Source organism: Oryzibacillus soli, assembly GCF_051594765.1.
Taxonomy (GTDB): Bacteria; Bacillota; Bacilli; order Paenibacillales; family NBRC-103111; genus Paenibacillus_AR.
Genome location: NZ_JBPPGJ010000009.1, coordinates 129,802 through 149,058 on the forward strand (window position 1 = coordinate 129,802; position 19,257 = coordinate 149,058).

Here is a 19,257-nt window from a genome sequence, read left to right on the forward strand (position 1 = left end):
TGAGCTTAACGTTTACCTCTTCCTACGCTGGTATGAGCCAGGTCAGGTTCGACGGTCTGCAAGCGTCCCTTGCACTCTCAGCCGGCCATACCCGGCTCCCGTTCGGTAAATTCTTGAAATTCTTCTGCTAGAGTACCACCGCTAGTCCGGTTTGTAAAGCCCTGTCTGCTCAGATGACGGAGCATGCCGGAATAAGGGACGAGGCGATCTCACTCCATCCAGGCTTCCTCCAGCAAACGGACACCCCGGCGGATATCCTCCTCGCTTAAGCCGCCGAAGCCGAGGAGTACCGTAGAAGGAGGCGCAGCCCCCTGGGACAGGGCATAGACGGAGACCGGGTAAACCCGGACGCCCCGAGCTGAAGCGCGACCGATCAGCTCGGCCTCGCTGAAGCTCCCGAGGCACTTAGCCAGGATATGCAGGCCGGAGCCTGTGCCGATCGGCTCTACAAGCCTGTCCAGCCGGGCCCGGAGCTCCTCCAGCAGCAGATCGTGCTTCCGTTGGTACAGTCCCTTCATCCGTCGGACGTGCCGCTCCAGGTCCCCCTCCTCCATGAAGAGGCGCAGGGCCACCTGGAACAGCGGAGAAGCCAACTGGTCGTAGCTGTGGGCGCCTTGGCGGAATTTGGCCAGCAGCGGCTTCGGCAGCACCATATAGCTTAAGCGGAAGGAGGGGGTGAGCGCCTTGGAAAAGGTGCCGACGTATACGGTCCGGTCCGCCCGGTCCATCCCCTGCAGGGACGGAATCGGCCTTCCCCCGTACCGGAACTCTCCGTCATAGTCGTTCTCGATCAGATAGGCCCCGTTCTCGGCGGCCCACTGGAGCAGCTGGAGCCGCTTGGCGGCGGAGAGGATCATGCCGTAAGGGAATTGGTGGGAGGGCGTCACGTAGACGGCGCGGACGCCGCCGGAACCGAGAGGGTCCAGGCGGATGCCGTCCTCCTCCAGCGGGAGGGGCAGCAGCCTGGCGCCCGTGTAGCCGTAACGGCGGAATAAGGCCTGGACCCCGTCGTTCACCGCTTCCTCGGTGGCCAGGCAGAGCTTCTCTCCCTCGAGAAGCTGGAACAGCAGGTCCAGTGAGTGGTAGGTTCCTGCTCCGATCACGATGTCATCAGCGGTGCAGCGAACCCCCCGGGACTGGTGTAGGTAAATGGCCAGCTGCTCCCGCAGCCGCCGCTCGCCCTGAAGCTCGCCGTATAACAGCGTCCGTGCCTGCTCCGGCCGGAAGGAGCGGTTCAACAGGCGCCTCCAGCGCGTCAGCGGGAAGGCGGATACGTCCACGGCTCCATAGCCGAAGTCGATGCCGGGCCGGGCATCCGCCGGAGCATGGTACGCCCGCAGACGCGGGGCCTGGCCCGATTCGCCGGAGGAAGCTGGAGGCTGCTGGTCCCGGGCCGGCGGCTTACCTGCGTCCGCCGGAGCCTCCAGCTCCGCCACGAACAGGCCGCTGCGGGGACGGCTGACGATATATCCCTCGGCCAGCAGCTGCTCATAGGCGAGGGCGACGGGGGTCCGGCTCAGGGCCAGTCGGGCGCACAGCTTCCGGATGGACGGCAGCCGGGCGCCGGACGGAATCCGGCCGGCCAGTATGTCCCCGCGGATGCTGCGGTAGAGCTGGATATATAGAGCGTCGGGAGACGTAGGGTCTAAGATGGGAGTCAGGTCCATCGTTTTTTTTGCACCTCTCGGGAATGGATGGTCGTCAAGGAACTAAACTGTCATTTGAAAATTGCATGAACTGTGCATTTTGATAATGTCAGATTGCCGTTACAATCATCCTATCACGAGAGGAGGTGGTTGTCATGAGTTTGGCCTTGCCCCATATCGCCGGGATGCGCCGGTATCCGGCGGGGGTCGCTCCTGCAGACCCCGAACGTTCGGTTAAGCTGAATCAGAACGAAAGTCCTTATCCGCCGTCACCGAAGGTCCTTAAGGCACTGCAGGAGACCGGCGGCGATTCGCTCCGGCGCTATCCGGATGCGGCTTCGACGGAGCTACGCCGCGCTCTGGCCTCCCGCTACGGGGTATCGGAGGGGCAGGTGTTCTGCGGCAACGGCTCCAGCGAGATCATCTCGCTCATCATGAAGGTCTTCGTTGGGGCAGGGGGCCGGGTGGCCCTCCCGGATCCATCCTTCGACTATTACCACACGGCGGCGGTCTGCCAACAAGTGGAGGTGCTGCCCGTTCCCACCGGTGGGGATTTCGAGATCGATACGGAGGGGCTCTTGTCCAGCGGAGCGGATGCGGTGGTGCTGATCAATCCCCATGCTCCGACAGGCCGGCTGCTCGGCCGGGAGGAGATACGCCGGCTGGCCGACGGCTTCCACGGACTGGTTGTGGTGGACGAGGCCTACATGGAGTATGCCAAGGAGCGGGAGTCGGCGGCGGCCCTCTTGAAGATCTGTCCCAACCTGCTGGTGCTCCGCACGTTCTCCAAGGCTTACGGCTTGTGCGGCGCCCGGATCGGATATGCGCTGACGGCACCCGAATCGGTAGAAGCTCTGGAAAAGGGCAAGGACCTGTACAACCTGAACGCGGTCAGCGCGAAGCTGGCCTTGGCGGCCTTATCAGACCCGGAGTACACGGCGCAGACGGTTCAAGCGGTGATCCGGACCCGGGAAGCTTTCATCGGCCGGTTGGAGGAACGGGGCTTCACCGTCCATCCCTCATGGACGAACTTCGTGCTCTGTTCGCCTCCGTCCGGTCCCGGCCGGCCCGATGCCTCCCGTCTTCAGACGCTGCTACAGGAGCGCGGCATCTATGTCCGTTATTTGGAGCATCCGAGATTGGCCGACAAGCTCCGAATCTCCATCGGTACGGACAGCGAGATGGAGCGGCTGTTGGAGGAGCTGGATGCATTAAGATGAGGGGGATCCGGGATTGCCAGCGCCCAAAAACGGAATGCGAAGGTCTTGACGGCCCCTTCCCGGGCAACACTGAAGAGGCGAGGGCTGCAGCCGGCACATCCGGCCAGGCCTGCAGCTCAATGAAGGAAGGTGGAGGGACAGGGTGCTGTGGTCATGGATTGCCGGGCTCGGACTTCTCTTAGGGGCGGAACGGCCGGAGTGGCAGGCTCCAGAGGAGGCGGCACGGGCCGCACAGAAGCTGAGCTTATGGAAGGGACATCCGGTGGAGGTGGAATGGAATGCGGAGGCCGGGACGCCGTCGAAGCTGACCGGGGCGATGGCCAAGCCGTCGAAGCATACGCCCGAATGGATCGCCTACGATTTCTTGGAACGGGCCAAGGTCCTGTATGGGCTGAAGCGGGTCCGGGAGGAGACCCGGATCACGGAGACCAGCAGGTCGGATTCGGGTTGGTCCCATGTCCGGGTGGAGCGCTTGCTCTATGGACGTCCCGTATGCGGGGATCAGCTGACGCTGGAGCTGGATCCGTCTGGAGTCATCGTCAAGGCGGAGGGCGTGTTTCACTCAGGCTTGGAGGCCCGCAGACTGCACCGGCCCATGTATCCGGCCTTATCCCCGGAGCGGGCGGCTGAAACGGTTATGCAGCATGCCGGCCTATCGGGGATTCAAGACGAGCCGCAAGTGAACGCTTGTTATCTTCCCGGCCGGGAGGGCGTTCCGCTGGTCTATCGGGTGCGGCTGAAGCAGGCGCCGGGTACCGCCGACATGACGTGGACCGTCCATTCGATGACGGGGCGTGTGATCGAGGGCGGCTGACCGCTTGAACGGCCGGGACGGCCGCCGCAGACAAAAACAAACGGTTGGGCAGGAGGTGCTCCTGTTCCAACCGTTTGTTTTTTGGCCGTTCAGATGGGACTAGGGATTAGACCCACTCCGCTTTTCGGATCAGCCGGTGCCGAAGGAGCTCCAGGATCAGATCCTCGTAATAGTCCTGTCGGACGATGATGCGATACCGGTGGTGATGGTAAGCGTAGAAGGAGGCGTCGGTAATGACCCGGTTGCTCTCAAAATCATGCTGGATCCGCTTCATGGCGGACGTATCGGGATGCTCTCCCGCGAACTGGAGCTCCAGCTCGATCTCCTGCGGCGTCCCTCCCGGAAGCTCCCGGATGGACACCTTGGCCTCGTCGGCTTCGTAGTTTAAGCGCATGCGAACCCCTCCTTTTTCAGATCAAATACCGGATGTAGATATAGGCGCTGGAGAGCGCGACGGACAGAAGCATCAGCGGAAAGCCATACTTCAAGTACTGGACGAACTTGATGGGGTGCCCCTCCTTGCCGGACATGCCCGCTACGATCAGGTTGGCGCTGGCTCCGATCAGAGTGCCGTTGCCTCCCAGACAGGCGCCCAGCGCCAGGCTCCACCAGAGGGGCTCCAGGTCGGAAACGCCCATCTGGCCCATCTCCTGAATCATCGGAATCATGGTCGCCACGAACGGAATATTGTCCAGGAAGGCCGAGGCGATGGCGGACAGCCACAGAATCAGCATGGACGTGGTGGTCACGTTGCCGCCCGTCAGCTCGATAGCCTCGGCAGCCATCCGGGAGATGACGCCGGTCTCCACCAGTCCCGCTACCAGCACGAACAGGCCGACGAAGAAGAAGATGGTGGTCCATTCCACCTTGGCGAAGGCCTCCTCCATGGCATGCTCTCCGGTCAGGAGGAGCAGCAGGAAGGCGCCGGCCAGCGCCACGGTTGCCGATTCCAGATGCAGCAGCTGGTGCAGGAAGAAGCCCAGGATGGTCAGGCCCAGGGCGGTAAGGCTCTTGATGAGCAGAGGGCGGTTCGTCAGAACCTCCTTCTCCTCCATCTGCATGATGCTTCTCTGCAGCTCCGGGGTGGTGCGGATCTGCTTGCGGAAGAGCCAAATAAAGACGGGAATGTGGATGGCCATGATGACCGCGGCGATCGGTGCCAGGTTCGTGATGAAGGCCATGAAGGTCAGCTCCTTCACGGCGCTGCCGATCATGATGTTCGGCGGGTCGCCGATCAGGGTGGCGGTGCCGCCGATGTTGGAGGCCATGATCTGGGTGATCAGATAAGGCACGGGATTCACCCGAAGCTGCCGCGTTATGCTGAACGTGACCGGCACCATCAGGAGCACGGTTGTTACATTGTCCAGGAAGGCGGAGCCCACGGCCGTGATCAGACTCAGGAAGACCAGAATGCGGACGGGGTCGCCGTTGGCTTTTTTGGCGGCGAGGATGGCGATGTACTTGAAGAGTCCCGTCTCGGCCGTAATGTTCACGATGATCATCATGCCCACCAAGAGTCCCAGCGTGTTGAAGTCGATGTGGTGCAGAGCGGATTCCTGGTCGACGATGCCCAGCACCACCATGAGCACGCCGCCCAGCATGGCGATGATGGTCCGGTGAATCTTCTCCGCGATGATCATGCCGTAGGTGATGAGAAATAATCCGATGGCGATAAGAGCTTGCTGTTCCATAACTCCTCCTGTTTTCATGGGACGGCCCGGTATGGCTATAGGTTCCGCCAATCGGCGGGCGCTTATGTCAGGAGAAGGCAAAAAATGACAAAAAGAGCCCACCGATTGGCAGGCTCCTCCGGGTGTTCCAGTATGATATTTATCATTATTATAAGGGAGCATCCGGCCTTTGTAAAGGCAGGGAAGGCCCGACGGATCGCCCCTGAGCGGTGTAACGCCAAAGACGAACAGCCCGGCTACCCTCAAGAGGGAGCGGCCGGGCTGTTTGACATTGTTGAAGGGCCCGGCGGGGTTACCAGAAGAAGGAAAGGGCTAGGATTCCAACGGAAGCATGGAATGCGATATCGAGCCAGGATTTATGGCTGCTGCTTGCCAGCTGGAAGGCCTTGTATGCGGAGCGGACAATCACAACGATCAAAGCGCCCTCAAGCAAAAGATGCGGCATCCGGTTCGACCTCCCTTCCCGGGGATTATGGGGATTTCCTTATGGATAATATTCGGGGAAGGGCCGGTCTATAAGGGGGGATATACAAGGCGCAGGGAAAACGGGCTCCATCTAGGCCAGTCGATGCCGGTCACATCTATCCCTTCCGCTAACCTCCGGCAAGGCGATGAACCCTTCCCGCATCCATGCTATAATTCTAGTAAATAGGCAAACAGGAGGGCTCCCATGAAAAAATGGATCATCGGAACAGCCGTAGTCCTGCTCCTCGTCTTCGCTGTCTACCGGTGGGGGATGAGCTATGCGGCGGACCGGATCGTGGATCAGATCGCCGACGAGATGCTGCCCCCTGCGGAGATCGAGAAGCTGAAGAACGACCCCGACGTCAAGAAGGCTATTGAGGAGAACTTCACCCCCGAGGAAGTGAAGCAGATCTACGCCGGGCAGCCGGCCGGCGGAAAATCGCCGGCTTCCACCCCCGCAGCGGGTATCGCCTCGCCCGGGGCCAAGCCGTCCGGTACGGCAGCACCGGCAGCATCGGCGGCGAAGGTCATGGATAAGGATGAAGCGCTGTCGCTGCTGATGAAGAAATTTTCGCTGGCCGAGATCAAGGGTCTGGCCCAGAAGGCCGCCGACGGTCTGACGGACGCGGAGAAGACGGAGCTGCAGAACACCATCAATGCCCGCCTGACACCCGAGGAACTGGAGCGGTTGAAGGTGACGGCCCTGCTGGAGCTGATGAAGAGGGACATGCAGTAGGGGCGGGGAATGAAACGTTATACAGCGAGAAGGACACCTGGCGGAGGGTGTCCTTTTTTGCGCCGAGTTAAGGCGGTGAGTCGCCTTAACTCGGCGCTCGCAGCTGAGCGCGGGAGAATATGGCTATGAGCCGCCTTAAGCTTAGGAGAAGCCCTGCACAGGGCCACTGGCGTCAGAGTTAAGGTTGTGAGTCGCCTTAACTCGTCGTACATCGCCGGGAGCGGGAGAATAAGGCTATGAGCCGCCTTAAGCGTGGGGGGAGGAACCCGGTACCGGAGCACCGGCGTTGGAGTTAAGGCGGCGTATCGGGTCAATTGCGGTCTGCGTCTGTCAACCCGTTGGATGCTGTCATCGTCTAATCTGCAGAGGAAAAGGATGGTGGTGCACGATGGGAAAGGTATGGGCAGGTATGGGGCTGACGTTGGCCGCCGTTGCGGCGGCGGCTGGAATCGCTTGGGGGTGGAGCGGTCTCGGAGGAGGTGCGGAGGCATCGGCGGACCCGGTCCAGACCGGCCGCACGGAGGGGGTTCCGGCCGGGCACGAAGCCGGAACGTCGGGGGTCGCCCTCGACGGGGAGCGGGGAGCGGCGCAGGAGACGCAGCCGGACCGTATATCCGAAGGCGTCGCTATTCCGGCTCCGTCTCCGGCCGCTCTCCATTCAGAGCCGCAGCCAGCCGCATCTGCGCCTGCCATTCCACTTGTGGCGTACGACGGTCCGGTGGAGCACATCTTTTTTCACCCGTTGGTCGTGTATCCGGAACGGGCCTTCGACGGGGACCGGATGTCGGCAGGCTATGATGATTGGTTCGTCACGGTGCCGGAATTCAAGTCCATTCTGTCCGACCTGTACGCCAACGGGTATCTGCTGGTGGATATCCGCTCGCTGTATGAGGAGGTCCCCGGGGACGGGGACGGCGGTACGGAGAACGTACTCCGTCTTCGGAAGCTCCGGCTGCCGGACGGCAAAAAGCCGCTGGTGCTGTCAGTCGACGATCTGAATTATTACACCTACATGCGTCAGAACGGAAATGCTTACAAGCTGGTGCTGGACGAAGAGGGACGCACGGCGGCGTATTCCGTGGACGGGGCCGGCCGGGAGCGGGTGAGCCGGGAGGATGAGCTGGTGCCCCTGGTCGATGCGTTCGTGGAAGAGCACCCGGACTTCTCCTTCGAGGGGGCCAAGGGGGTGCTGGCGGTAACGGGGTACGAAGGCCTGCTCGGCTACCGGACGGACCTGACGGATGCCCCCGGCTACGAATCGGAAAAAGCCGCCGCCCTCCGCGTCGTCGCCCGTCTGAAGGACACGGGGTGGAGCTTCGCTTCCCACAGCTGGGGCCATCCGGACGCCGCCAAGGCCGATGCCGCCCGGCTCGCGCAGGATACCGCCCGGTGGAAGCGGGAGGTGGAGCCGCTTACCGGTCCGACGCCAGTCTACATCTACCCGTACGGCTCCCGGTTGTCCCATGGGGACCCGAAGTTCAGGATTCTCGCCGAGGCGGGCTTCCGCTTCTTCTGCGGCGTGGGGCCATCCCCTTATCTGAAGGCGGACGGGAGCGCCGTCGAGATGGACCGGCGGCACGTGGACGGGGTGGCGCTGCGGACCCAAGGGGCCCGGCTGGCGCCGCTGTTCGACGCCAAAAAGGCCTTCGATTCCCGAAGGCCCAAACGGTAGGGAGCTGGCCGGCAGGTCAGCTCTCCATATTTTCACACATGTAATCCAGCGCCTCCTCCTCGTCCTTGCCCTTGGTCTGAATGGTGACGACGGTGCCCTTCTTCAGCGGAAACAGCATCATGCCCAGGAGGCTCTTCACATCGATGGTGGCCTCCTTGACCTTCAGGATGATATCGGAGTGGAACCGTCCGGCATTCAGGGAGATCCGCTTCAGGTCATCGGAAGTGAAATCGGCAGCAATGGTGATGTCGTGCACGCGCATGCTTACAACCCCTCCAAGAAGATTTAGTTCGATTTTAGCACCGGCGGTGCGGACTGGAAAGGGCGGTGTCTGTCATTCAAGGTTGGTTTGTGAGTTCGCCAAGCTCTTTTTGATATTGAGCAATTTCGTTCTGATATTCAGTTATTTTTCGATTTCCTGCATGAAAGAACTCTTCAGTAAGATCAATTTCCATAGCTCTTTGTGTAGCAGTAATCATAGAGTAATTATACTTTATTTTTTCCAGTAATTTGGCGATCTTCTCTTCCTTTGATACAGTTTGCCCCGGGCTGGGGGCTGGGGATGATACAGGTGTAGATGCAGGTGCATGTGTTGGTGTTGGTGAAGGCTGTACCTTGGTCATCATAACCCCAAGTCGTTCATCGAAAGAGACTGTATATCCAGTAGCTTCACCGAAAGCCCTGACAGGCAAGAATGTTCGATCATCGACCATAATTGCTGGGACATCCAGACTATTACCATTGACTGAAACGTTATACAAAGCAGATACAGGTTTGCCCAATATACTGGAAATCTCGGCATGTGCCGAAAGGGCTGTGGCAAGAGTAAAACCAGCTAGTCCCCCAACTATGTACTTTTTCATCTTTTCGCTTCCTTATCCAGTTTTCTTCCATTATACAACTAAGGGGAAGCCCTGAGAATGCATACAATGGAAAAAAAGAACCCGCGTCCTCGAGGGCTGCGGGTTTAATAGTTCGGAGCCCCTCGCGGGGCCCCTTCATGGGAGAGGAGAAACCGGACGAAGAGTTATTGGGGAAAATAAGTCTTCTTCCTGGTTGTCTACGGCATCCTTCGACGCCGATATCTTCATGATCCCCCGTTTTGGATAAAATATACATCGTCCTTGAAATATTTTGAGAAATTCTCCGGGAATGTGATACTATAGGCAACGATGGAACGAATGGAGCGGGTGAAGAGACAACGATGAGAGTGATATCTGGCAAGGCCAAGGGCCGGCCGCTCAAAGCGGTGCCCGGCATGGGCACCAGGCCCACCACCGATAAGGTGAAGGAAGCCATCTTCAGCATGATCGGCCCCTATTTCGACGGAGGTTCCGTACTGGATCTGTTCGCCGGCACCGGCGGCCTCGGCATCGAGGCGCTGAGCCGCGGCGTGGAGCGTGCGGTCTTCATCGACATGGAGCCGAAGAGCATCGAGGTGGTCCGCGACAATCTGAAGGCTTGCGGATTCGCCGACCGGGCGGAGGTGTACCGCAATGAAGCAGGACGGGCGCTGAAAGCGCTGGCCAAGCGGGAAGCCCGCTTCGGCTGGGTGTTCCTGGACCCCCCTTACCGCCTGAAGAACGTGGACAAGCTGATGGAAGAGATGCACGAGCTCGGCCTGCTGGAGCCCGGCGCCGTCGTCCTGGTGGAGCATGATGCAGAGCACCGGTACCCGGAGCGATTCGGCCCGTTTGAATGCCGTCGCCTAGCGGTTTACGGGGAAACGGCTGTCGCCATCTACGATTACGCACTAGAACAAGACGAAGGAGCTGTCGCCCCATGAAACGATTAAGCCACGAACCCACCATTGCCGTGTGTCCGGGAAGCTTCGACCCGGTGACTTACGGTCACTTGGATATCATCCACCGCGCGTCGGAGGTCTTCGACAAGGTGATCGTCGCTGTGCTGAAGAACGCCAGCAAATCCCCCCTGTTCAGCATCCAGGAGCGCATGGACCTGCTCGTCGAGGTGACGAAGGACATTCCTAACGTGGAAGTAGACGGCTTCGAGGACCTTTTGGTCAATTATATTCAGAAAAAAAACGCCCATGTCATCGTCAAAGGACTGAGGGCGGTTTCGGACTTCGAGTATGAGCTTCAGATGGCCTCCGTCAACCGGAAGCTGTCGGATAAGATCGAGACGTTCTTCATGATGTCCAGCACCCAGTACTCCTACCTGAGCTCCAGCATCGTAAAGCAGATCTCCATGTTCGGCGGGCCGATCAGCGATCTGGTGCCGGAAGCGGTGGAGACGGCACTCAGGAAGAAATTTAACGGCTGACCGGCCGCCGTCAGGACCGGGGCTCCCGGCCCGCCGTTCTCTCCAGCAGGCGGATCAGGAGGGAGAGCAGGAGCATCAGGGCCAGCACCAGCACGAGCAGGGTAAGGGTGCCGCCCCACAAGGCGGCGGCCTCCCGGATATTCCATCCGCCGGGGAGCTCGGCGGGGAGCCGGGACCAGCCGCCTTCGGGAGAGAAGACGGTCTCGGTGCCGGTGAGAAGCCGGCCTAGCGGTTGCCATGCTGCCAGAGTCAGGACGAAGGCGGTGGCCGCGTGCAGAAGCCGGAAGCGGAGGAAGGGGCCGTAGCGGAGTCCCGTGCTGCGGGCGAAGGCCATGACCTGCGCATGCAGGGACAGGCCGCTCCAGGCCAGCACAGCCCCGATACAGGCGGCTTGGAAGGCCGGAATCCAGCCCGTAATGCCGCTGACGGCATAGGCGCCCAGATGGGGCTCCAGGAGGCCGGGCAGCAGGCGCGTCAGCCAAGGCGTGACGGCAGCTCCGCCGAACCGGATGTCGATCAGGCGGATAGCGACGGAGAAGATCATCATGAGGCCGCCAACCATCATCAAGGCTTGGATGGCGTTGGTGACGGCGTCTCCCAGGAGCTTGCCGAACGCCCGCCCGTCTTCCCGGTGGGCCATGGACATCGCCCGGTACATCCGGGAGCTCCAGCCTCCTGCGGGCGGAGGTAATAGGACTTGGGCGTTCCCCTCTAGGGACGATCCCTTGCGTTTTCGCGCATCCGGGGAGTACCCGCGCTGAATCAGGGCCGCTGCCGCTGCGGCGGCGACATGCAGGATGGCCAGTGCGGCGCCCGCCTCCGGACTGCGCAGGAACCCGGCTCCCACGACGCCCACAATGAACATCGGATTGCATATATGGCTCAGGGCGAGGAGCCGCTGTCCTTCGGCCAGACCGATGTCACTCCGCTTGCGGAGCTTGGCGGTGGCGTCCGCTCCCAGCGGATAGCCGCCGATCATGCCGGCCGCCATGGCCCAGCCGGCCGGTCCCGGCAGGCGGAATACGAGGCGCATGAGGGGCTCGAGAAGGACGCCCAGCGCATGGACCATGCCGAAGCCCAATAAGAGTTCGGTGATGACGAGCACCGGCAGCAGGGCGGGGAAGACCTGGTCCCACCACAGCTTAAGCCCCTGCAGCGAAGCCTGGAAGGCCTGGTCGGGATAGGTGATGATCGTGATGACGAAGCCGGCTGCCAACAGGCCGAACAACAGGGTGAAGGATCTGCTCCGAAGCCGCAGCCATCTGCGCAGCATAAAACCACCGTCCGATTCATAGGTTTGTACCATGTCTACGCGGTGTCGGCGTGAATTAGACCAAGCCTGCTTGGCTGCGAAGAGCGGATGAGAGGCGGGATCCGGGTCAGTGAAAAGGAATGGATACGAATTGTAGCGAATCTGCATTATTGCGGAGATCTTGGAAGGGGGAGTTGTATGAAGGTGATCGACCGGAGCCGGACCGTCTTCTCGGCACGGACCGTGGTGTCCGCCATGTTGGCGATGGTCTTCGTCTACGGCGCCGTCTTCGTAGAGCTCCCCTATTACGTCTTCCAGCCCGGCACCGCCGAGAGCATCCGGGACATGGTGACGGTGGGGGATGGGGGCTATCCGGAGTCGGGCAAGCTGCTTCTGACCACCGTGGGCGTCAGCCGGACGAATCTACTGAAGCTGGCGGAGGCGGAGCTTCGTAACTTCGACGTTCGGAAGATCGACGAGGTCCGCCAGAACGGCGAGACCATGGAGGAGTACGACGAGCGCCAGCACTACATCATGCTGACGTCGCAGGCGAACGCGGTGCAGGCGGCCTACCGTCAGGCGGGCATCCGTTACCGCATAGAAGGGGCGGGCGTAACCGTGTTGCGCACCGACCCGGGTTATCCGGCCCACGGCATCCTGGCCGCCGGAGATCTTCTGGTTCGGGCCGGCGGAGCGGAGGTACGAACCACCGGGGATCTGACCCGAGCCTTCGCAGTCAAGCGGCCCGGCGATTCCGTCCAAGTAGAATACAAGCGGGCCGGCGTGGAGATGGAGGCGGAGTTTACGCTGAAGGCGCTGCCTGGCGGTGGCGGACAGGCGGAGGGGAAGCTCGGCATCGGGGTGACGACCGCTGACCTTCAACGGGTGGAGCCGGAGCAGTCCGGCAAGCGGGTCGCCATTCAGGCGGGGGAGATCGGCGGACCGTCCGCCGGGCTGATGTTCGCCCTGGAGGCCTACGGCCGGCTGACGCCGGACGATCTGACCAAGGGGTACACCATCGCCGGGACGGGCACCATCGAGGCGGATGGCACTGTCGGCGTCATTGGGGGCATCCGTCATAAGGTGGCGGCAGCGGCTCGGGAAGGGGCCGACTTCTTCTTGGCGCCCAAGGATTGGGTGTCCCAGGAGACGGGACCCAACGCTCCCCAGCCGGTGCCGAACGCCTCGGAGGCGCTGGCGGAGGCCAAGAAGCTGGGCACCTCCATGAAGGTAGTGCCGGTGGGCAGCCTCAAGGAGGCGGTAGCATTCCTGGAGAAGCTGCCGCCTAAAGCGAAGACGCCCAAGCCTTAAGGTGCTGACCTGGGATCGTGCGGACTGGGGCGACGGAACAGGCAGTCCGCTTGGAACGCCCCCGTATGCGTCTGACACGGCTGGAGGCCTTCACACCTGCAGCGGCGCCTGATAGTAGTCCCGGAGCCACTCGTCCGGGGTCTGGCTGCGGTAAGCCAGGCTGTAGACGGAGGTAGCCCGGATATCCATATCCAGGAACGGCGGCACATCCTGTCCCACACGCGTGACGACGGGGAGGGCCGCCTTTTGCTTCATGCGCTTCAGGAGGGCCCGTCCCGTATCATTGAAGCCCAGCACCCGGAGGTAGCCGGGACCCTCCGATAATTTTTGGCGGGTCAGCTCATGTTTTGGATGCTGGAGTAGAATTCTAAGGAGTGTCCGCTGGAGCTTGGCCCGGGTGTAGCGCTTGGTCTTCAGGCGCTCCAGCAGGTCCTCTACGGGGCTGGCGGAGCCGGTGGGGAATTCGCGGAGCATCCGCTTGATCCGATGCTCCAGGCCCTCTGTGACTTCGCAGAGCGTGGACAGCTCCCCGGGGGAACGACCCAGGAGCTGGGCGAACAGCGGGCCGGCGAAGCGTTCCCAGCCGATAGGTCCGCGCCCGGCGGCGAATTCCCGCCGGAGGATGTCCACGGTGAAGCCCGGCACATAGGGTTCGATCCCCTGCAGCGGATCTGTAACGCCGTCGAAAGAAGTATTCTCCTCGCCGATGATGAGCTTCCGGATGGCCGTGGCGCTGGCAATGGACGCGTCCCGGAGGCCGGTGTCATGATAACCGGCTTTGGTACGCGTAATGGTCAGCGGGACGATGGAGCTGTTGATGCGGCGGAGGGCTAGGAGATAGTGGAGGCCCAGGATATTGTTGGGCTGATCCAGCCGAAGCCCGTCTTCTTCCTCCGCGACGTCCGGGTGCGCACCCGCTCCGCTGGCCTGTTCCTTCCCGTCGGCCTCCGCCGCCGCGGCATAGGCGGCCGGATAGCTGACGCCCCTCTTGAGCTCCCGCATGAGGCGGTCCCGGAAGCCCTCCGGCTCCCGGTAGAGCCGCTCCGCTTGGGAGGCGATAGGCCCGATCCGGCCGTCCTCGCTGCCGAAGCAGAGGGCGTCCACCACGCCGGTCGCATCCAGCAGGCGGACGGCTCCGTACGCGAACCACTCAGCGGGCTGGCTGGAATAAGCGACGGGGAGCTCAAGGACGAGATCGGCCCCCATGCGCAGGGCCATCTCCGCACGGGCCCACTTGCCCACGACCGCCGGCTCGCCCCGCTGCAGGAAGTGGCCGCTCATGACGGCGACGCAGGCGTCGGCCTTGGCTTCGAGCTTCGACTGTTCGAAATGGTAAGCGTGGCCGTTATGGAGCGGATTATACTCCACGATCAACCCTACCGTACGCATGGTTTCCTCCTCCTTCAGGACCGGTTCTTCAAAAAAAGTTTCTGCCTTTCAATATATCACGTCCTGAAAATGTTGACAAAATGCAAAGAAAATCGATATAATAGTTTTTGTTTGTTTGGGGTGATAATCATGATGCTGAGCATCAAGGAATTGAAGCAGAAGGGCCATCCGGTGGCCTTGTCGGGAACCTTTGATTTATCCCGTATCCTGGAGGATCGGGAGGACATCAAGGCGGTAGGCATGCTTCAAGCTGAACTTACCGCGGAGATGCGCGAAGGGGTCGCGGAGGTCGAGGGGACGCTGAAGCTTCCCGTCGAAATGCCGTGCTCCCGCTGCTTGCAGCCCATCAAGGAAACGATCACCGTTCCCTTCATGGAGAGATTCGCATCCCAGCCTGGAGCCGTCCCCAAGGAAGACCAGGACGACGAAGTACATGTGATTCCGGAAGATCACATAAAGCTGGATTCTTACGTCGAAGAAGCCGTATGGCTGGCATTACCGCTTGCGCCGGTATGCCGCGAAGATTGCGAAGGGCTCTGCCCGGTTTGCGGCACCAACCGGAACAACGGCGCCTGCGGCTGCAATTCGGAGAAAATCGACCCGCGGCTGGCTGGATTGGCCGATTTTTTCAAGCGTAACGATTCTTAAGCTCTCGGTGTGGCAACTCGTTGAAGGAGGTGGGAACATGGCAGTACCTTTTCGGAAAGTATCTAAGACTCGTCGCGACAAGCGCCGTACTCACTTCAAATTGGAAGTCCCGGGCATGGTAAAATGCGAGCAATGCGGTGAGTTCAAATTGTCTCATCGTGTATGTAAAGTATGCGGTACCTACAAGCGCGTAGAGATCATCAAGCAGTAATTGGCTTGGATCGGCTTGCGGAACGCTCCGTCTTCGGACGGGGCGTTTTTTGTCTTTCCGGCACGAAAGCTCCGGCGGGAAAGGGCTTACGGATTGGAGCTTTTCTTTTGCAGCCAAATTCGTTATACTACAAGTTAGCACCTGGTATTAAAAGCTCCTATAGATTCTGTCAAGAAATTCCGCCGTTATACATAGTTGAAGAATACCAAGTCTGCCAATATGGAACGATGAAGAAGGCGGTGTTTCACATACAACGGCTGCCGAAGCGAGAACGCCAGGAACGGCTGACAGCTCTGATAAGAGAGAATCCGTTCGTAACAGACGAGGAACTGACCAAGACCTTCTCCGTCAGCATCCAGACCATCCGTCTGGACCGGATGGAGCTAGGGATACCGGAGCTTCGAGAGCGAATCAAGGCGATGGCCACCCAGTCCTATGATCAAGTCCGGACCCTGGGTGTCGAGGAGATCATCGGCGAGGTCATCGACCTCCAGTTGGATAAGAGCGGCATCTCCATGTTCGAAATCCGCGAGGAGCATGTGTTCCTCCGCAACCGGATCGCCCGGGGACACCATATCTTCTCCCAGGCGAATTCCCTGGCCGTCGCCGTCATCAACGACGAGGTGGCGCTGACCGCTTCTGCGGATATCCGCTTCATCCGCCCCGTTCGGCTGAACGAGCGGGTGATCGCCAAAGCCTACGTCCGTTCCCTGTCCAAGGGGAGGGCCAAGGTGGACGTCCACAGCTTCGTGATGGACGAACCTGTTTTTGAAGGCCGCTTTCTCATCTATCATTCATACAAAGACAAGCGTTCGGGAGACTCGCTTCCGAATGCGTTCATCTTAGACCCGGAGAGGGAGGAGCTGGAGCATGCGGATCGCGATTGACGCCATGGGCGGAGACCATGCGCCGCGCGCGGCGGTGGAGGGTGCCCTGGAGGCGGCGAGGGAATGGAAGGACACGGAGATCATACTGGTTGGGGACGAGGCCAAGCTGAGCCCCCTGCTGGCAGGCAAGCCTGCCAATCTTACGGTCCGCCACGCTGCCGAAGTGGTGGAGGCGGATGACGAGCCGGTGAAGGCGGTCCGCCGCAAAAAGGATTCGTCCATGGTGGTGGCCGGACGCCTGGTCAAGGAGAAGGAAGCGGACGCCATGATCTCCGCCGGGAACACGGGGGCGCTGATGGCCACCGGCCTCCTCATCGTCGGCCGCATGGAAGGCATCGAGCGCCCTGCGCTGGCTCCCATGATCCCGACGCTGGACGGCAAGGGCGTGCTGGCGCTGGACCTGGGCGCCAACATGGACGCCACCCCGGATAACCTGCTGCAGTATGCCATTATGGGCAGTATCTACCGGCAGAAGGTGCACGGCATCGCCAAGCCGAGGGTCGGCCTCCTGAACGTCGGCACGGAAGCCATGAAGGGCAACGAGCTGACGAAGGCGGCCTATCCGCTGCTGGAGCAGGCGCCTATTCATTTCGTGGGCAATGTGGAAGCGCGGGACGTGCTCCAGGCGGAGTGCGACGTGCTGGTCTGCGACGGCTTCGTGGGCAATATTCTGCTGAAGTCGCTGGAGGGAACGGCGGGAGCCATCTTCGGTGTGCTGAAGGAGGAGTTCACCCGCTCGATCCTGACTAAGATGGCGGCCGCCATCGTGAAGCCGGGACTCTCCCGGTTCAAGAAGAAGCTGGATTACAAGGAGCACGGAGGCGCGCCGCTCTTGGGCGTGAACGGATTGGTGCTGAAGAGCCACGGCTCCTCTGACGCCACCGCCATCAAGAACGCGGTCCGGCAGGCGCGGCTGGCCATCGGCAACGACCTGGTGCGGACCATTACGACGGAAATACAGAACGGGAAGCGAGTGGAGAGCGAATGAAATTACGTCCCGTAGGCATTCTGGGAACCGGCAAATACGTGCCGGAGAAGGTGCTGACCAACGCCGATTTGGAAAAGATGGTCGAAACGAACGATGAGTGGATCGTCACCCGCACGGGGATGAAGGAGCGGCACATCGCCGCGGAGCATGAGGCTTCCTCCGACCTGGCCTACCAGGCTTCCCTGATCGCCTTGAAGAACGCAGGTATTGCGCCGGAGGACCTGGATCTGATCGTAGTGGCCACCATTACGCCGGATTCCGCATTCCCGTCCACAGCGTGCCTGCTGCAGGAGCGTCTGGGCGCCAAGAAGGCGGCTGCCTTCGATCTGTCCGCAGCCTGCTCGGGCTTCATCTACGGCCTGGCCAATGCATCGAACTTCATCGCCACCGGCATGTACAAGCACGCGCTGGTCATCGGAGCCGAGTGTCTCTCCAAGATCACGGACTACACGGACCGCAACACCTGCATCCTGTTCGGCGACGGCGCGGGCGCCGTGGTGCTGGGCGAGGTGCCGGAGGGACGAGGCTTCCAGTCCTTCGAGCTGGGGGCGGACGGCGCCGGCGCAGAGCTCCTGAAGCTGGCCGGCGGCGGTTCCCGCTGCCCCTCTTCGGTAGATTCCGTGCAGTCGGGCAAACATTTCATCTATATGGCCGGCAGCGAGGTGTTCAAGTTCGCCGTCCGGATTATGGGCAATGCGGCGGAGGAAGCACTCCGCAAGGCAGGGCTCGCCAAGGGAGACATCGACCTCTTGGTTCCCCATCAGGCTAATATCCGCATCATCCAGGCGTCCCTGAACCGTCTCGACCTGCCGGAGGAGAAGTGCATGATCAACCTCCACAAGTACGGCAACGTGTCGGCGGCCTCGATTCCGATCGCGCTGGCGGAGGCCGACGAGGAAGGGCGGCTGAAGCAAGGCGATTGCGTCGTCTTGGTGGGCTTCGGCGGCGGTCTGACCTGGGGAGCCAGCGTCATCCGCTGGTAATGCGGCTGCGCAGGATTCAAGCACTTATACATCGAGCTAAGGAGACAAGCATAGGATGGGAAAAATCGCATTTGTATTCCCCGGCCAAGGCGCACAAGCCGTCGGCATGGGCAAGGATGTCTATGATTCTCATGAGGGCGCCCGTCGGGTATACGACGAAGCGGACGCTGCTCTCGGCTTCAAGCTGACGGACATCGTCTTCGGCGGGCCGGAGGAAACCTTGAAGATGACGGCTTACACCCAGCCGGCGCTCTTGACTACGAGCTTGGCCTTGTACGAGGCGTTCCGCATGAAGGGCGTACAGCCGGATTACGTGGCCGGGCACAGCTTGGGCGAATACAGCGCGCTGGCCGTAGCGGGCGTGCTGAGCTATGAGGATGCGGTGCGAACCGTACGGGCCCGCGGCGAGCTGATGGAGCAGGCTGTTCCGGGCGGACAGGGCGCCATGGCGGCCGTACTGGGAGCCGAACGCGGTGCGTTAGCGGAGCTGTGCGCGAAGATCTCGGGCACGGTAGGTGCCGTAGAGCTGGCCAATGTGAACTGTCCGGGCCAGATCGTCGTGTCCGGCACCAAGGAAGGCGTGCAGGCCGTGGTGGAGATGGGCAAGGAGATCGGCGCCAAGCGGGTCATTCCGCTGGAGGTCAGCGGCCCGTTCCACTCCTCCCTCATGAAGCCGGCGGCCGAGAAGCTGGGCGGGGTGCTGGAAGGGCTTGCGATGAAGACCGCCTCCGTGCCGGTGGTGGCCAACGTCCATGCGCGGCCCGTCACCGAGCCGGAGGAGATCCGCCGCCTACTGGTGGAGCAGGTGTATTCGCCCGTGCTCTGGGAGGATACCGTAGCCTGGCTGATCGCCCAAGGCGTGGACACCTTCGTGGAGATCGGCTCCGGCAGCGTGCTGGCGGGTCTCATCAAGAAGGTCGACAAGACCGTGAAGGTGATCTCCGTCAACAGCAAGGACGCAGTCGAAGGGTTCAGCTTATAATATCTGGGACCCCTGCCAAACGAGCTGGAATAAGCTTCAGCGCTTAAGGTCGCTTTGGCGGGAGTACTTATGTGGGAGG

Annotated in this window: 21 protein-coding genes and 1 riboswitch; of the genes, 13 read left to right on the forward strand and 8 right to left on the reverse strand. The window is 61.2% G+C overall.

Features of this window, described 5'->3' with window-relative positions:
- Window positions 1-2: 2 nt before the first annotated feature.
- Window positions 3-112, reverse strand: a riboswitch (TPP riboswitch).
- Between the two features lie 97 nt (window positions 113-209).
- Window positions 210-1,667: a MocR-like pyridoxine biosynthesis transcription factor PdxR gene (pdxR, locus tag ACSEXW_RS13940; RefSeq protein WP_438446769.1), complete on the reverse strand. Its 1,458-nt coding sequence runs from the start codon at window positions 1,665-1,667 to the stop codon at window positions 210-212.
- Window positions 1,668-1,801: 134 nt separating this feature from the next.
- Between pdxR and hisC the strand changes: the two genes are divergently transcribed.
- Window positions 1,802-2,866, forward strand: a complete 1,065-nt coding sequence (gene hisC, locus ACSEXW_RS13945) for a histidinol-phosphate transaminase (protein ID WP_438446770.1) — start codon at window positions 1,802-1,804, stop codon at window positions 2,864-2,866.
- Window positions 2,867-3,008: 142 nt separating this feature from the next.
- The gene (locus ACSEXW_RS13950; protein WP_438446771.1) at window positions 3,009-3,680 is read left to right on the forward strand and encodes a hypothetical protein; all 672 of its coding nucleotides are present in this window, start codon (window positions 3,009-3,011) and stop codon (window positions 3,678-3,680) included.
- A gap of 106 nt (window positions 3,681-3,786) precedes the next feature.
- On the opposite strand, the gene ACSEXW_RS13955 is transcribed toward ACSEXW_RS13950, so the two are convergent.
- The 3 genes from ACSEXW_RS13955 to ACSEXW_RS13965 form a co-directional block, all read right to left on the reverse strand.
- Window positions 3,787-4,074: a hypothetical protein gene (locus tag ACSEXW_RS13955; protein WP_438446772.1), complete on the reverse strand. Its 288-nt coding sequence runs from the start codon at window positions 4,072-4,074 to the stop codon at window positions 3,787-3,789.
- A gap of 16 nt (window positions 4,075-4,090) precedes the next feature.
- The gene (locus ACSEXW_RS13960) at window positions 4,091-5,371 is read right to left on the reverse strand and encodes an ArsB/NhaD family transporter (RefSeq protein WP_438446773.1); all 1,281 of its coding nucleotides are present in this window, start codon (window positions 5,369-5,371) and stop codon (window positions 4,091-4,093) included.
- 292 nt (window positions 5,372-5,663) lie between these two features.
- Window positions 5,664-5,816 (reverse strand): hypothetical protein, encoded by a 153-nt coding sequence (locus tag ACSEXW_RS13965; protein WP_438446774.1) that lies wholly within the window; start codon window positions 5,814-5,816, stop codon window positions 5,664-5,666.
- Between the two features lie 225 nt (window positions 5,817-6,041).
- On the opposite strand from ACSEXW_RS13965, the gene ACSEXW_RS13970 reads away from it, so the two are divergent.
- Both ACSEXW_RS13970 and ACSEXW_RS13975 read left to right on the forward strand, forming a co-directional pair.
- On the forward strand, window positions 6,042-6,572 hold the full coding sequence (locus ACSEXW_RS13970) for a hypothetical protein (RefSeq protein WP_438446775.1): 531 nt from the start codon (window positions 6,042-6,044) through the stop codon (window positions 6,570-6,572).
- 388 nt (window positions 6,573-6,960) lie between these two features.
- A complete protein-coding gene (locus tag ACSEXW_RS13975) occupies window positions 6,961-8,244 on the forward strand; it encodes a polysaccharide deacetylase family protein (protein ID WP_438446776.1) in 1,284 nt (427 codons plus the stop codon).
- Window positions 8,245-8,260: 16 nt separating this feature from the next.
- Here the strand turns inward: ACSEXW_RS13975 and ACSEXW_RS13980 are convergent, their stop codons facing one another.
- Both ACSEXW_RS13980 and ACSEXW_RS13985 read right to left on the reverse strand, forming a co-directional pair.
- Window positions 8,261-8,506 carry an HPr family phosphocarrier protein gene (locus ACSEXW_RS13980; protein ID WP_438446777.1) on the reverse strand — a complete coding sequence of 82 codons (246 nt, stop codon included), beginning with the start codon at window positions 8,504-8,506 and terminating at the stop codon, window positions 8,261-8,263.
- Window positions 8,507-8,582: 76 nt separating this feature from the next.
- Window positions 8,583-9,107, reverse strand: a complete 525-nt coding sequence (locus tag ACSEXW_RS13985) for a stalk domain-containing protein (protein WP_438446778.1) — start codon at window positions 9,105-9,107, stop codon at window positions 8,583-8,585.
- A gap of 341 nt (window positions 9,108-9,448) precedes the next feature.
- Between ACSEXW_RS13985 and rsmD the strand changes: the two genes are divergently transcribed.
- Complete coding sequence (gene rsmD / locus ACSEXW_RS13990) at window positions 9,449-10,030, forward strand: 16S rRNA (guanine(966)-N(2))-methyltransferase RsmD (RefSeq protein WP_438446779.1); 582 nt, start codon at window positions 9,449-9,451, stop codon at window positions 10,028-10,030.
- Window positions 10,027-10,527, forward strand: coding sequence for a pantetheine-phosphate adenylyltransferase (gene coaD / locus ACSEXW_RS13995; protein WP_438446780.1), 501 nt, complete (start codon window positions 10,027-10,029; stop codon window positions 10,525-10,527). Before rsmD ends, coaD begins: the two co-directional genes overlap by 4 nt.
- Before the next feature lie 10 nt (window positions 10,528-10,537).
- On the opposite strand, the gene ACSEXW_RS14000 is transcribed toward coaD, so the two are convergent.
- Entirely contained in the window at window positions 10,538-11,800 is a 1,263-nt protein-coding gene (locus tag ACSEXW_RS14000) for a nucleoside recognition domain-containing protein (protein ID WP_438446781.1), read from the reverse strand.
- Between the two features lie 177 nt (window positions 11,801-11,977).
- Here ACSEXW_RS14000 and ACSEXW_RS14005 point away from each other — a divergent pair, with 177 nt between their 5' ends.
- Window positions 11,978-13,090 (forward strand): SepM family pheromone-processing serine protease, encoded by a 1,113-nt coding sequence (locus ACSEXW_RS14005; protein ID WP_438446782.1) that lies wholly within the window; start codon window positions 11,978-11,980, stop codon window positions 13,088-13,090.
- A gap of 90 nt (window positions 13,091-13,180) precedes the next feature.
- Here the strand turns inward: ACSEXW_RS14005 and ACSEXW_RS14010 are convergent, their stop codons facing one another.
- Entirely contained in the window at window positions 13,181-14,479 is a 1,299-nt protein-coding gene (locus tag ACSEXW_RS14010) for a nucleotidyltransferase (RefSeq protein ID WP_438446783.1), read from the reverse strand.
- Window positions 14,480-14,608: 129 nt separating this feature from the next.
- Between ACSEXW_RS14010 and ACSEXW_RS14015 the strand changes: the two genes are divergently transcribed.
- The 6 genes from ACSEXW_RS14015 (at window position 14,609) to fabD (ending at window position 19,178) form a co-directional block, all read left to right on the forward strand.
- On the forward strand, window positions 14,609-15,127 hold the full coding sequence (locus tag ACSEXW_RS14015; protein ID WP_438446784.1) for a YceD family protein: 519 nt from the start codon (window positions 14,609-14,611) through the stop codon (window positions 15,125-15,127).
- A 37-nt stretch (window positions 15,128-15,164) separates the two neighbouring features.
- Window positions 15,165-15,338, forward strand: coding sequence for a 50S ribosomal protein L32 (gene rpmF, locus ACSEXW_RS14020; protein ID WP_438446785.1), 174 nt, complete (start codon window positions 15,165-15,167; stop codon window positions 15,336-15,338).
- Between the two features lie 227 nt (window positions 15,339-15,565).
- On the forward strand, window positions 15,566-16,225 hold the full coding sequence (gene fapR / locus ACSEXW_RS14025; protein WP_438446786.1) for a transcription factor FapR: 660 nt from the start codon (window positions 15,566-15,568) through the stop codon (window positions 16,223-16,225).
- Window positions 16,209-17,213, forward strand: coding sequence for a phosphate acyltransferase PlsX (gene plsX / locus ACSEXW_RS14030; protein WP_438446787.1), 1,005 nt, complete (start codon window positions 16,209-16,211; stop codon window positions 17,211-17,213). The genes fapR and plsX overlap by 17 nt, the downstream gene beginning before the upstream one ends.
- Window positions 17,210-18,196 (forward strand): beta-ketoacyl-ACP synthase III, encoded by a 987-nt coding sequence (locus ACSEXW_RS14035; RefSeq protein ID WP_438446788.1) that lies wholly within the window; start codon window positions 17,210-17,212, stop codon window positions 18,194-18,196. The genes plsX and ACSEXW_RS14035 overlap by 4 nt, the downstream gene beginning before the upstream one ends.
- Before the next feature lie 55 nt (window positions 18,197-18,251).
- Window positions 18,252-19,178: an ACP S-malonyltransferase gene (gene fabD / locus ACSEXW_RS14040; protein ID WP_438446789.1), complete on the forward strand. Its 927-nt coding sequence runs from the start codon at window positions 18,252-18,254 to the stop codon at window positions 19,176-19,178.
- Window positions 19,179-19,257 lie beyond the last annotated feature (79 nt).